11 protein-coding genes are annotated in these 13645 nt (G+C 71.5%); 4 read left to right on the top strand and 7 right to left on the bottom strand.

From position 1 onward, the window contains the following. Positions 1-4 precede the first annotated feature (4 nt). A complete protein-coding gene (locus tag AMK22_RS03560; RefSeq protein ID WP_073781734.1) occupies positions 5-1477 on the bottom strand; it encodes a class II fumarate hydratase in 1473 nt (490 codons plus the stop codon). A 136-nt stretch (positions 1478-1613) separates the two neighbouring features. Here AMK22_RS03560 and AMK22_RS03565 point away from each other — a divergent pair, with 136 nt between their 5' ends. After that, positions 1614-3113: a ricin-type beta-trefoil lectin domain protein gene (locus tag AMK22_RS03565; RefSeq protein WP_199883107.1), complete on the top strand. Its 1500-nt coding sequence runs from the start codon at positions 1614-1616 to the stop codon at positions 3111-3113. Between the two features lie 157 nt (positions 3114-3270). On the opposite strand, the gene AMK22_RS03570 is transcribed toward AMK22_RS03565, so the two are convergent. Beyond that, positions 3271-4572, bottom strand: a complete 1302-nt coding sequence (locus AMK22_RS03570) for a M18 family aminopeptidase (RefSeq protein ID WP_073781736.1) — start codon at positions 4570-4572, stop codon at positions 3271-3273. A 941-nt stretch (positions 4573-5513) separates the two neighbouring features. After that, entirely contained in the window at positions 5514-7205 is a 1692-nt protein-coding gene (locus AMK22_RS03575) for a fumarate hydratase (protein ID WP_073781737.1), read from the bottom strand. 350 nt (positions 7206-7555) lie between these two features. Here AMK22_RS03575 and AMK22_RS03580 point away from each other — a divergent pair, with 350 nt between their 5' ends. After that, the gene (locus AMK22_RS03580; RefSeq protein ID WP_073781738.1) at positions 7556-8236 is read left to right on the top strand and encodes a DUF1707 SHOCT-like domain-containing protein; all 681 of its coding nucleotides are present in this window, start codon (positions 7556-7558) and stop codon (positions 8234-8236) included. 399 nt (positions 8237-8635) lie between these two features. Continuing rightward, positions 8636-9019: a WhiB family transcriptional regulator gene (locus AMK22_RS03585; RefSeq protein ID WP_073781739.1), complete on the top strand. Its 384-nt coding sequence runs from the start codon at positions 8636-8638 to the stop codon at positions 9017-9019. A gap of 183 nt (positions 9020-9202) precedes the next feature. Here the strand turns inward: AMK22_RS03585 and glpX are convergent, their stop codons facing one another. Then, positions 9203-10234 (bottom strand): class II fructose-bisphosphatase, encoded by a 1032-nt coding sequence (glpX, locus tag AMK22_RS03590; protein WP_073781740.1) that lies wholly within the window; start codon positions 10232-10234, stop codon positions 9203-9205. 142 nt (positions 10235-10376) lie between these two features. Here glpX and AMK22_RS03595 point away from each other — a divergent pair, with 142 nt between their 5' ends. Continuing rightward, positions 10377-10895 carry a DUF4245 domain-containing protein gene (locus tag AMK22_RS03595; protein WP_073781741.1) on the top strand — a complete coding sequence of 173 codons (519 nt, stop codon included), beginning with the start codon at positions 10377-10379 and terminating at the stop codon, positions 10893-10895. Between the two features lie 240 nt (positions 10896-11135). On the opposite strand, the gene AMK22_RS03600 is transcribed toward AMK22_RS03595, so the two are convergent. From AMK22_RS03600 to xseA, 3 genes are all read right to left on the bottom strand, one after another. Further along, a complete protein-coding gene (locus tag AMK22_RS03600) occupies positions 11136-11726 on the bottom strand; it encodes a malonic semialdehyde reductase (protein ID WP_073781742.1) in 591 nt (196 codons plus the stop codon). A 243-nt stretch (positions 11727-11969) separates the two neighbouring features. Beyond that, positions 11970-12257, bottom strand: coding sequence for an exodeoxyribonuclease VII small subunit (locus AMK22_RS03605; protein ID WP_073781743.1), 288 nt, complete (start codon positions 12255-12257; stop codon positions 11970-11972). 157 nt (positions 12258-12414) lie between these two features. Then, the gene (gene xseA / locus AMK22_RS03610; RefSeq protein WP_073781744.1) at positions 12415-13626 is read right to left on the bottom strand and encodes an exodeoxyribonuclease VII large subunit; all 1212 of its coding nucleotides are present in this window, start codon (positions 13624-13626) and stop codon (positions 12415-12417) included. Positions 13627-13645 lie beyond the last annotated feature (19 nt).

A 13645-nucleotide genomic window follows, 5' to 3' on the forward strand; every position in this document is an offset into this window, starting at 1 on the left:
GACCTCACGGACGGGTCATGCGCAGTACGTCCAGGGCCTCGTCGAGCTGCTCCACCGTCAGGTCGCCCCGCTCGACGTAGCCCGACTCCAGCACCACCTCGCGGATCGTCCGGCGCTCGGCCAGGGACTTCTTGGCGACCTTCGCCGCCTCCTCGTAGCCGATGTACTTGTTGAGCGGGGTGACGACGGACGGCGAGGACTCGGCGTACTCCCTGGCCCGCTCCACGTTCGCGGTGATCCCGTCGACCGTGCGGTCCGCGAGCAGCCGCGAGGCGTTGGCCAGCAGCCGGACCGACTCCAGCAGGTTCTTCGCGATGATCGGGAGCATGACGTTCAGCTCGAAGTTGCCCGCCGCGCCCGCGACGGCGACCGTCGTGTCGTTCCCGGTCACCTGGGCGGCGACCATCAGGACGGCCTCGGGGACGACCGGATTCACCTTCCCCGGCATGATCGACGAACCCGGCTGGAGATCGGGCAGGGCGATCTCGGCGAGGCCGGTGCGCGGCCCGGAGGACATCCAGCGCAGGTCGTTGGAGATCTTGGTGAGCGAGACGGCGATGGTGCGCAGCTGGCCCGAGGTCTCCACGAGGGCGTCCCGCGCCCCCTGCGCCTCGAAGTGGTTGCGGGCCTCGGTGAGCGGCAGCCCGGTGACGCGGGCGACCTCGGCGATGACGGCGGCGGAGAAGCCGGGCGGGGTGTTGATGCCGGTGCCGACGGCCGTGCCGCCCAGTGGCAGCTCGGCGAGGCGGGGGAGGGAGGCGTGCAGCCGTTCGATCCCGTACCGGATCTGTGCCGCGTAGCCGCCGAACTCCTGTCCCAGAGTGACGGGCGTGGCGTCCATGAGATGGGTGCGCCCCGACTTCACGACCGTCGCGAACTCGGCGGCCTTGCGCTCCAGTGCGGTGGCGAGGTGGTCCAGGGCCGGGACGAGGTCGTGCGTGACGGCGGCGGTCGCGGCGATGTGGATGGAGGAGGGGAAGACGTCGTTGGACGACTGCGAGGCGTTGACGTGGTCGTTCGGATGGACCGGGCGGCCCAGGCGCTCGGTGGCGAGGGTGGCCACGACCTCGTTGGTGTTCATGTTGGACGAGGTGCCGGACCCGGTCTGGAAGACGTCGACCGGGAAATGCGCGTCCCAGCGCCCCTCGGCGACCTCCTCGGCGGCCTCCCGTACGGCCCGGGCGATGTCCGGGTCGAGCACGCCCAGCTCGGCGTTGACCTCGGCGGCGGCCGCCTTGATCCGGGCCAGGGCCTCGATGTGGGCCCGTTCCAGGCGTTGCCCGGAGACCGGGAAGTTTTCCACCGCGCGCTGCGTCTGGGCCCGCCATTTGGCGTCCGCGGGCACCCTCACCTCGCCCATCGAGTCGTGCTCGACACGGAAGCCGGTGCCGTCGGCGGGGGCCTGCGCAGCCCTCTCCGCGGGGCTTTGCGCGGGCGCCCGCGCGGGGTCCGGTGCCGGGGTCTGTGCGTCGTCCATGAGTGCAACCTCCTGAAGAAGGTGAGCACTTATCTTGTTCCGTCTATTCCCAAGACGGCTACCGGCCAGTAAATACCGGGGGTAACAACAACCCCCGGGAGGCGCAGTGCAGCGCACCAGACACACACTCCGCCGCATGGTCGCGACCGCCGCGGCCATGGCAGCGGCATTCGGCGGCCTGGCCGTCGCGGCGGGGCCGGCGGGCGCGGCGGACCGGTCCGCCGCCGGCACCACCGCATCCACCCCCCTCTCCCCGGAACTGGAGGCCGTCCGGGCCGCCGAGGCCGTCAAGCTGTACGGCGACCCGGCCGAGCGCCCGCTCGCCGAGCGCAGGACCGGACTGATCTCGCTCGGCGACAGCGAGATCTCCGGCGAGGGCGTCGGCACGTACGAGTCGGGTACCAACGGCCCCGACAACTGGTGTCACCGCTCGCCCGACTCCGCCATCCACCGCACCGGCATCGCGGCCGACGTCACGTACAACGTCGCCTGCTCGGGCGCGTACACGGGCAACATCGTCATCGGCGGGTCGAAGCAGTACGCCGACGAACTCGTGCAGAGCGACAACCTCGCCATCAAGGCCCGCAACACCCGTATCAAGATGATCCTGCTGGTCGCCGGGGCCAACGACGACCTCCAGTTCGGCCCGGTCATGACCGACTGCGTCGAGCGCTGGATCCTCTCCAAGGGCACCTGCCGGCCGACGTACGAGGGCGGCTGGCAGCAGCGCGTCGACGGACTCGTCCCCAAGGCCGAGAAGACGGTGCGCGACCTGCGGACCGTCATGTCCGGCGCCGGGTACCGCGACAACGACTACAAGCTCGTGGTCATGGGATACCCGAGCCCGATCGGTCCCGACTTCTACGACAACCCGAACTTCCCCGGCAAGCTGCCCGGCGGCTGCGCGGGTTACGACTCCGACGCCGCCTGGGGCCGCAACGTCGCCGTGCCCGCCTTCGAGCGCGGCATGCGAAAGGTCGCGGCCGACACCGGGGCGGTCTACCTCGACAACTCGCGGCTGTTCCACGGCCACGAGGTGTGCAGCGAGGACACCTGGGCCCGCGGTCTGTACATCGACCTGGGGCACTTCCCGCCGGACGCCAACTCCGTCCGGCAGTCCTTCCACCCGAACGCGCGCGGCCACGCCGCCTTCGCCTCCTGCCTGACCCAGCTCTACGACTCGGGTCTGCGCGAGGCGAGCTGCGCCGACCCGGCCAGCACCGGCAAGCCGGCGCTCCAGCCGGTGGCGTGGGACGACGTCTTCGAGCCCCTCAAGAACCAGGCCACGGGGGCCTGCGTGGACGTCCCCGCCTCGGTGACCCGCAACGACACCACGATCGCGGGCTGGGAGTGCCACGGCGGCCGCAACCAGGGCTGGTGGTACGACTCCGGTACGAAGACCCTGCGCACGGAGCTGAGCCACGACCGCTGCCTGGACGTGCCGGCCGCCGACTACAAGGCGGGCGCCCGGCTCATCCTGTGGAACTGCTCGGGCGCGGCCAACCAGCGCTTCGTCGAGGAGGCGGGCACCCTGCGTCCGGCCGCCGCGACGGGGCTCTGCCTGATGCTCGCGTCGGCCAGGGACACGCTGCGGCTGCAGAACTGCGACGGGAGCGCGAACCAGCGGTTCGCGTGACGCCGTGGGGCGATGACGCCGTGACGCGCTGACAGCGGCGGGAGGGGTGGGACGGTCCGGACCGTCCCACCCCTCCCGTGCGTCGACCGGGCGCCGCAGGCCCTTCGGGCCCGTGCCGGGCCCTGCGCCGGCCGTCCTCGCGGTCGATCGCCAGATGTCAGTCGGACGCCATGAACGCGCCCAGGACGGCGGCCAGATGACCGGGATCGGCGGCCCCGCACAGTTCGCGCGCCGAATGCATGGACAGGCCGGGCACCCCGACGTCGACCGTCGTGACGCCCAGCCGGGCCGCGGTGAGCGGGCCGATGGACGTACCGCACGGCATCGCGTTGTTGGAGACGAACGGCTGCCACGGCGCGCCCGCCCGCTCGCACGCCGCCACGAACACCGCCATGCCCGTGCTGTCGGTCGCGTACCGCTGGTTGACGTTGACCTTCACCGTCGGGCCGCCGTTGGGCAGCGGCTGGTGACCCGGATCGTGCCGTTCCGCGTAGTTGGGGTGCACGGCGTGCGCCATGTCGGAGGACACGCAGAACGCGCCGGACAGGGCCCTGGCCCAGTCCTCCGAGCCGCCGCCGCGCGCGGCGACCGAACGGTTGAGCACCCGTTCCAGCAGCGGGCTCTGCGCGCCCGTCTCCGAACCGCTGCCGACCTCCTCGTGGTCGAACGCGGCCAGGACGGGGATGTACGCGGGCTCGTCGGGGGCGGTCGCCGCGGCCGCCAGCGCCGTCACACCGGCGTGCACGGACACCAGGTTGTCCAGCCGCGCCGACACCACGAACTCCCGGTCCGCGCCCAGGTATCCGGGCGGCTGGACGTCGTGGAGCATCAGGTCCCAGCCGAGCACGTCCTCCCGGTCCGCCTCCACGGCCCGCGCGACCCGGCGCAGCAGTGCACCCTCCTCGGGCGCCCCGAGCGCCCACAGCGGGGCGAGATGGCGCTGCCGGTCGAGGGCCAGCCCCTCGTTGACCGTGCGGTCCAGGTGGATGGCCAGCTGGGGCACCCGCAGCAGCGGTTCGTCGATCTGGACGAGCCGGGACTCGACGGTGCCGCCGGGCCCGCGCAGCGCCAGCCGCCCCGAGATGCCGAGATCGCGGTCGAGCCAGGTGTTCAGCGGGACGCCGCCGTACACCTCCACGGCGACCTGCCGCCAGCCTGCCGTCCCGGTGTCGGGTGTGGGTTTGACCCGCAGGTTGGGCGAGTCGGTGTGCGTGCCGACGATCCGGAAGGGGGTGTGGGCGGGAGCGCCCTCGGGGACGTACCACGCGATCAGGGCGCCGCCGCGGGTGACGAAGCAGCCACCGGTCGTGCCCGTCCAGTCGTCCGTGCCGTGCAGCTCTCGGAAGCCGGCCTTCTCCAGGCGCTGGGCGGCGCAGGCCACCGCGTGATACGGGGAGGGGCTGGCCTTGATGAAGGACAGCAGGTCGTCGGCGTGGCTGCGGTGGGGAAGCGGCGTCATACGGCGTCCGCCTTTCCGGTGTTCGACGGTGAGGTGACAGTGCCCGGGCCGCGTCCGGCCGCTCGGTGCGGGTCGGGTGCGGTCCGGGGCGTGGGGGGTGGCGGCTGGGCTGCTGTTTTCCGGGACTTCTTCCGGCTACGGGTCCCCGGCGAGGGCTCTCGGTCCCCCGCGACCGCGGAGCGCCGAGCACGTCGGGGCCCTCGACAACCCACCGCAGGGGCCCGGTGCGGCGCAAGTCCCCGGCACGCTCCGCTGCGTGAAAGCGGCGGTGCCGGACCGGCCTCCCGGGAGTCCGGGACCGGGGCGTGCAAGGGCGCGCGGCGCCCGTACGGAGGGGGTTCGAGGGGGGTCCCGAAGGTGGGCGGGGGGCGCGCGTACCGGACGCGCGCCCCTGTGCTGGGCCGGGTGACCGGTCCCGCGTGGACCGCCGCGAAATTGGCTGAAACTTGCCGTACGTGATCGCTGGTCACGCCCACCCCTCATGGCCGGTTCGGGGTGTGCGGGACGGCGTCGCGCCGTCGGGCTCTCGCCACATGGGCCGTGTTCCGGCCGCGACCGGGGCCCGCGGGCCGGCCCCCGGAATCCTCCGGGCCCACGGAGGGCGTACGCATGCCGAACGCGTACGCCGTAACGCATGCCGAACACGCGCGCCGGAACGCATGCCGAACGCGTACGCCGGAACCCACGCCGAACACGCGTACGCCGGAACGCATGCAGCCGCGCGCCCCGGAACGCGCGCCGCCGCGCACCCGGTCGTGGGGGCGTGCGCGCTCATGACCGGGGTACGCGGCGGTCGTGTGCCGTACTTCCGTACCTTCGTGGCTCCGTGCCCGCACGCGGGGACGGCCCCTGTCGCGCGAACGTGGCACTCGGGCTCGCATGTCGCGTTCGCGCGAAGGGGCGTGCTCCTCCGCGTCCGGGCGCGTGTTCTTCCCGGGGCGTCAGGCGAGGCCGGGGCCCCGCACCGGAATGCTGGTGAAGGTCGGCGCGGCGGCCGGCTCGGTGAAGAAGTCGTTGCCCTTGTCGTCGACGACGATGAACGCGGGGAAGTCCTCGACCTCGATCCGCCACACCGCCTCCATGCCGAGCTCCTCGTACTCGACGACCTCGACCTTCTTGATGCAGTCCTGCGCGAGGCGCGCCGCCGGGCCGCCGATCGAGCCGAGGTAGAAGCCGCCGTGCGCCTCGCAGGCGTCGGTGACCTGCTTGGAGCGGTTGCCCTTGGCGAGCATCACCTTGGAGCCGCCCGCCGCCTGGAACTGTGCGACGTAGCTGTCCATGCGGCCGGCTGTGGTCGGGCCGAAGGAGCCGGACGCGTACCCCTCGGGGGTCTTCGCCGGGCCCGCGTAGTAGACCGGGTGGTCCTTCAGGTACTGCGGCATCTCCTCGCCCGCGTCCAGCCGCTCCTTGATCTTGGCGTGCGCGATGTCGCGGGCCACGACCAGCGGACCGGTCAGCGAGAGCCGGGTCTTGACCGGGTACTTGGTCAGCTCGGCGAGGACCTCGTCCATCGGCCGGTTGAGGTCGATCTTCACACTCTGCCGTTCAGCGGCTTCGTCGCGGGCACCCGCCTCGTCGAGGTGCGCGTCCGTGGTGTCCGGCAGGAAGCGCGCCGGGTCCTTCTCCAGCTCCTCCAGGAAGACGCCCTCGGCGGTGATCTTCGCGACGGCCTGGCGGTCCGCGGAGCAGGACACGGCGATCGCGACCGGCAGCGACGCGCCGTGGCGGGGGAGGCGGACGACGCGTACGTCGTGGCAGAAGTACTTGCCGCCGAACTGGGCGCCGATGCCGATCTTCTGCGTCAGCTCGAAGACCTTTTCCTCCAGCTCCTTGTCCCGGAAGCCGTGGCCGGTGGGGGAGCCCTCGGCGGGCAGCTCGTCCAGGTAGTGCGCGGAGGCGTACTTCGCGGTCTTCAGCGCGAACTCGGCCGACGTGCCGCCGACGACGATCGCCAGGTGGTAGGGCGGGCAGGCGGCCGTGCCCAGTGAACGGATCTTCTCCTCCAGGAACTTCATCATGGAGGTCTCGTTCAGTACGGCCTTCGTCTCCTGGAACAGGAACGACTTGTTGGCCGAGCCGCCGCCCTTCGCCATGAAGAGGAACTTGTACGCGCCGCCGTCGGTGGCGTACAGCTCGATCTGCGCGGGCAGGTTGGAGCCGGTGTTCTTCTCCTCCCACATGGTGAGCGGAGCCATCTGCGAATACCGCAGGTTGAGCTTGGTGTAGGCGTCGAAGACGCCGCGCGACAGCGCCTCCTCGTCACCGCCCTCGGTGAGCACGTTCTGCCCGCGCTTGCCCATGACGATCGCGGTGCCGGTGTCCTGGCACATCGGCAGGACGCCCGCGGCGGCGATGTTCGCGTTCTTCAGCAGGTCGAGCGCGACGAACTTGTCGTTCGACGACGCCTCGGGGTCGTCCACGATCCGCCGCAGCTGCGCGAGATGGGCGGGGCGCAGGTAGTGCGAGATGTCGTGCATGGCCTCGGCGGCCAGGGTGCGCAGCGCCTCCGGGGAGACCTTGAGGAACGTACGGCCGTCGGCCTCGAAGGTGGAGACACCCTCGGAGGTCACCAGACGATAAGGCGTGGTGTCCTCTCCCAGGGGGAGCAGATCGGAGTACGCAAACTCTGGCATTACGGCCATTCCTCACTCGGCAGACGGCGGCTGGCCTCCCTCGGGCAGCGCATCCACCAGGGTAGAACCCCGTACGGACACCGAAGCTGTGAGGTAGGGCTCAGTCCGGGCATCCGCCCGAAGGGGTTCGTCCGGACGTCTGCCCGAGGGTGCTCGTGCGGGTGTCTGTCCGAGAGGGGGCGCGCGGGTGCGGGCGCGGTGTTGGCGAAACGGCTGCCGGCGGGGACGTCGCCGGGCGGCGCGCACGTGGTGCGGCCGGCCAGGGGTTTCATGGATGTGGGCACGGGCGCGACGCGGCGGGGCGCAGCCAGGGGTAGTCGCGATCTATCGCGTTTCGGTAGGCTGGGGCGGTGGACCTCGAAAAGCACCCCCAGAAGCCCGTAGCCCCGGCCGAGCCGGCCGGTATCCGTGCCTCCGACGCGGACCGTGACCGGATCGCGGACATCCTGCGCGAGGCCATGGCCGAGGGCCGGCTCACCGCCGAGGAACACTCCGAGCGGGTCGACGCGGTCTATCGCGCCAAGACCGTGGGTGAACTCGAACCGCTGGTGCGGGATCTGCCCGCGCCCGGCGGCGCCCGCCCGACCGTCGCCCCCGGCGTCCAGGGCCAGGAGGACGCGGCGGGCCCGGGCGGCCCGGCGGAGAGCCTCGTGGCGATCTTCAGCAGTTCGACCCGCAGGGGGCGCTGGCGGGTCGGCGGCCGTACGAACGCCTTCGCCTTCTTCGGCAGTGTGGAGATCGATCTGACGGAGGCACTTTTCGGCCAGAGGCTCACGGTGATCAACGCGACCTCCGTCTTCGGCAGCGTCGACATCAGGGTCCCCGAGAACATCTCGCTGCGCGGCGGCGGCACCGGTGTCTTCGGCAGCTTCGAGGTCTCCACGCTGGAATCCGCCGACCCCGAGGCGCCCGTGGTCGTCGTCAACGGGTATTCGGTGTTCGGCAGCGTCGACGCCAAGCCCAAGCGCGGGAAGTTCATCGAGGACCTCCAGGACCGGCTGCGCAAGCAGATGCGCAAACACCTGGGCTGAGGCGGCGGCGCGGGGCGTGCGGGAAGGATCCGTTCGGAATTCCCGAAACTCCTCCCGGACGTCGGTGCGCCACCTCCGAACCATCGCGGGCTGCCTCCGAGCGGCTCGCAAGGCGTTTCCAAGGCGCCCCCGAACCGATTCCGGGTCGCCTTCGAGCCGCTTCCGGGCCGTTTCGGAAGTGCCCCGGAACCGACTTCGGACCCTCCTCGAACCGCCCCGGAATCGCCTTCGAATCGCCTTCGAATCGCCTTCGAATCGCCTTCGAAATTCAGCCAAATCCCTGACCAGAGGCACTTGTGGGGCCCGGAACCGAGGGCCACTCAGTGCATAGGCGCACGCACAGCGGGTAGGGACTGCTGCATCGTCTTCTCGCTCCGAAGCCGTCGTCAGGAGTAGACCGTGCTGCAACTGCCGCATCAGCCCCTGCAGGTCGCCGCCGTTCCTCCCCAGCGCATTCCCGCTCGGGAGGACCAGGCCGGCCCCTGGCACTCGGAGGCGGTGTGCCGCCGCGACGAGGCCGGGCTGTTCTTCGCTCCGTCGAAGGAACCGACCGCCGCCAGGCTCGCGCGGGAGGAGTCCGCGAAGCGGGTCTGCGCGCGCTGCCCGGTGATGGTCGAGTGCCAGGAGCACGCGCTCATACAGCCGGAGCCGTACGGCGTGTGGGGCGGCCTCACCGCCGCCGAGCGTCGCGTGGTGCTCGCCCGGCGCAGGCGGCGCGAGATGGAGCTGAAGGCCTCGGCGGCGTCCACCGGGGCGCCGAACCGCGTCGCCGCGGCGGGCTGACGGGCACACGGCCGCGCAGCGCCGGCGAGCGGACGGCCGGGGAGCGGGCCCGTCCACGCGCGCGGGCGCCCTCGTGCACGCGAAGAGGCGCCCCACCGCACAATAGGGGCGCCTCTTCGCATACGTCCCCTGCGCTCGGGAACGGGCCCACGGGCCGGACCCACCGGTCCGCGGGGAAGGGGGTTACTTCGCGCGGTCGAAGTCGATCGCGCTGTAGGCGCGGAGCTTCGAGAGCCGGTGCGTCGAGTCGATCTTCCGGATGGTGCCGGACTTGGACCGCATGACGATCGACTCGGTGGTCGCCGTCTCCGCGCGGTACCGCACGCCGCGCATCAGCTCGCCGTCCGTGATGCCGGTCGCGACGAAGAACACGTTGTCGCCGCTGACCAGGTCGTCGGTGGACAGCACCCGGTCCAGGTCGTGCCCGGCGTCCAGGGCGCGCTGCCGCTCGGCCTCGTCCTTCGGCCAGAGCCTGCCCTGGATGACACCGCCGAGGCACTTTATGGCGCACGCCGAGATGATGCCCTCCGGTGTACCGCCGATGCCCATCAGCAGGTCCACGCCGGTCCCCTCGCGGGCGGCCATGATCGAGCCCGCGACGTCGCCGTCGGAGATGAACTTGATGCGGGCGCCGGTCTCCCGGATCTCCTTCACGATGCCCTCGTGGCGCGGGCGGTCGAGGACGACGACGGTGACGTCCTCGGGGGAGGAGTTCTTCGCCTTCGCGACACGGCGGATGTTCACCGAGACGGGCGCGTTGATGTCGACGAAGTCGGCTGCTTCGGGTCCCGTGACCAGCTTGTCCATGTAGAAGACCGCGGACGGGTCGAACATGGCGCCGCGGTCGGCGGCGGCCAGCACGGCGATCGCGTTCGGCATGCCCTTGGCGTTGAGCGTCGTGCCGTCGATCGGGTCCACCGCGATGTCGACCTCGGGGCCCGTGCCGTCACCGACGCGCTCCCCGTTGAACAGCATGGGGGCTTCGTCCTTCTCGCCCTCGCCGATGACGACGACGCCGTTCATCGACACGGTGGAAACGAGGGTACGCATGGCCTTCACGGCGGCCCCGTCGGCGCCGATCTTGTCTCCGCGGCCGACCCAGCGCCCCGCCGCCATGGCGGCGGCCTCGGTGACCCGGACCAGCTCCAGGGCGAGGTTGCGGTCGGGGGCCTCCGGGGAGACCTCGAGCTGGGACGGCAGATGATGCTCGGACATCGGAGCGCACCTTTCTGTACGGCGACGACCGGAAGAGGGTGCAATGACTCTATCGCCAGGTCGATAAAATGAGCAGACCGGGTCACTTTTGAGCGCTTGACCCGAGCGACGGGCCCGCCGTCTCTGATGCGACCATGGACCCGTGGCTAGCAAGCGAGGCAAGCAGACGGTGCGGGGGATGTTCCTGTCGATGGCGGTGGCCACCGGCACGGCAGGGCTCGTTTACATCTTCGTTCCGCACGACGAGAACGCCAACCCGGTCGAGGCGATCGACTACCGGGTGGAGCTGGTGACGGCGCGGCGCGCGGCGCCGTACCCGGTGGCCGCCCCGGACGGGCTCGCCAAGGACTGGAAGCCGACCTCGGTCAGCTACGACCGCAAGAACGGCGACAGCTGGCACCTGGGCTTCCTCGACCCGGACGGCAAGTACGTCGCGGTGGAGCAGTCCACCTCCCTGGCGGAGAAGTACGTGACCGAGGTCAGCCAGAACGCCAAGAACACCGGGCGCACCCGGCAGGTCGCCGGTGAGGCGTGGCAGCACTGGAAGGGCGACAAGTACGACGCCCTCGTGCTCCGGGGCAAGGACGGGACCACGGTGGTGACGGGGTCCGCCCCGACGGAACGGCTGGCGGAGATGGCCGCCGCGCTCAAGGAATCCTGACCCGCCGGATCCCTGACCCGCCGGATCCCTGACCCGCCGGATCCCCGACCCGTCAGGATTCCCGACCCGCCGGATTTCAGGCGCGTCGCCCTCGGGGCGTCCCGGCGCACGGAGCGCCCGGGGTGCCCCGAGGCGCGCTTCGGGCGGTGGTCCCCGTGCGCGTCACGGCGCATGGAAGAGGCCCCGGATCGGCAGCGAGCGGCGCTGCTCCGGGGCCTTCTTCCTGTCCGCGTCGCGCGATCAGACGGTCGTGATGACCTCGTCGTAGGAGAGGCGCGGCAGACGCGGGAACCAGGCGTCCTCGCCCGGCTTGCCGATGTTGACGACCATCAGCACGTTGTGGTCGCCGTCCAGGAACTCCTTCTCGATGCCCGCGGCGTCGAAGCCGGTCATCGGGCCGGCGGCCAGGCCGGCGGCGCGGACACCCAGGATGAAGTACGCGGCCTGCAGCGAGCCGTTGAGCGCGGCGGACGACTCGCGGACCGGGCGCTCGGAGAAGAAGGCGTCCTTGGCCTGCGGGAAGTGCGGCAGCAGGGCCGGAAGCTCCTCGTGGAACTCGTTGTCCGTGGCCAGGATCGCGACCAGCGGGGCGGTGGAGGTCTTCGGCTGGTTGCCCTCGGCCATGTGCTTCACGAGGCGCGCGCGGGCGTCGTCGGAGCGGACCAGGACGACGCGCAGCGGCGACTGGTTGAACGCGGTGGGGCCGTACTTGACCAGGTCGTAGATCGCCTGGACCTGCTCATCGGTGACCGGCTCGTCGGTGAAGGTGTTGGCGGTACGGGCCTCACGGAAGAGGAGGTCCTGCGCGGCGGGGTCGAGAACGAGGGACATGGTGCGGTACTGCCTTCCGGATTGTGCGCGTGGTTCGTGCAACGCGGAACACCGTAAGGCAGAGGTGTATTAACTTTCAACTAAACCCGGAGGGGAGTGATCCGTTCCACAGGACGCAGGCAACGTCCGTGGGACGGGTCAGTGCGTCAGGACCGGGCAGGGCGGCGTCGGCGTGGGGCATCCGGGAATCCGCAGCGGCCCCGGACGTCCTCGGTCGCCCCTGGACGTCCTCGGACACCGGAGTTAGTCGTCGTCGCCCGCCGCGCCGCCACCGTCCCGCAGGGGCGCGTCGTCGGCCTTCTGGGGGCCGGTCGGTCCGGCCAGGGCAGCGTCCAGCCGCGCGCGGGCGCCCTCCAGCCAGTGCCGGCACACCTTCGCCAGCTCCTCGCCCCGCTCCCAGAGAGCGAGGGACTCCTCCAGCGTCGTACCGCCCGCCTCCAGGCGGCGTACCACCTCGATCAGCTCGTCACGGGCCTGCTCGTATCCGAGCGTGCCCGTGGCACCGGCCGTCGCGGCCCCGTCGTCCGTCATATGCCTCACCCTACGTTCCGGCCCGCCTCGGGCCCTCGACCTCGTCGTCCGTCATCGCCGCCGTCCGCGCACCGCGCCGAGGGCGTGCGGTGCTGTCCTGCCCGTCGTGGTGCGGGCCCGCGTGGCGTGGTCCCTCGTAGCGCGGCACGGCCGGGGCTCACTCGGCCACCCGCACCGCGAACTCGCCTCCCGACACCCGCGCCCGGAGCACCTCACCCACCGGTCCCGCGTCCTCGGGAGCCCGCACCACATGGCCGTCCGCACGCTGCAGCACCGCGTATCCGCGCTCCAGGGTCGCCGCGGGCGACAGCGCGACCACACGCGCCCGGGTGTGGGCGAGCTCCGAGTCGGCCCGGTCCAGCAGATGCCCCAGCACCCGCCGGCTCCGTCCGACCAGGGCGTCGATCTCCGACTCCCGTTCGTCCACCATCCGCTGCGGGTGCTCCATCGACGGTCTGGCCAGCGCGTACGCCAGCCCCCGCTCCTCCCGATCCAGCAGCCCCCGGACCGACCGCAACGCCCGGTCCCGCAGCTGTCGCACCCGGTCCAGCTCCTCGCCCACATCGGGCACGATCTTCTTCGCCGCGTCCGTCGGCGTCGAGGCGCGCAGGTCGGCGACCAGGTCGAGCAGCGGGGAATCCGGCTCATGACCGATCGCGGACACCACCGGCGTACGGCACGCGGCGACCGTACGGATCAGCTGTTCGTCCGAGAACGGCAACAGGTCCTCCACGCTGCCGCCGCCCCGGGCCACGACGATCACGTCGACATCCGGGAGGTCGTCCAGCTCCTTCACGGCCTGGATCACCTGGTTGACCGCGTGCACCCCCTGCACCGCCGTGTTCCGCACCTCGAACCGCACGGCGGGCCACCGGCGGCGGGCGTTCTCCAGCACATCGCGCTCGGCCGCCGAGGCCCGCCCGCAGACCAGCCCGATCAGCTGGGGCAGGAACGGCAACGGCTTCTTCCGGTCGAGCGCGAAGACGCCCTCGGCGGCCAGCGACTTCCTCAGTTGTTCGAGCCTGACCAGCAGCTCACCGACGCCGACCGGCCGTATCTCCGTGGCCCGCAGCGACAGCTGCCCGCGGGGCGCGTACCACTCGGGCTTCGCGAGGACGACGACCCGCGCCCCCTCCGTCACCACGTCGGCGATCCGGTCGAAGACCTGCCGGAAGCACGTCACGCCCACCGAGACGTCCCGCGAGGGATCGCGCAGCGTCAGGAAGACCACACCGGCGCCGGGCCGCCGTGACAGCTGGGTGATCTGTCCTTCGACCCAGACCGCCCCGAGCCGGTCGATCCAGCCACCGATGAGCCGCGACACCTCGCCGACGGGCAGCGGAGCTTCGGCGGACGTTTGGAGAGCCATGCGAGTGAGCGTATCCGCC

This window comes from Streptomyces sp. CB01580 (genome assembly GCF_001905795.1).
In the GTDB taxonomy this organism is placed as follows: domain Bacteria; phylum Actinomycetota; class Actinomycetes; order Streptomycetales; family Streptomycetaceae; genus Streptomyces.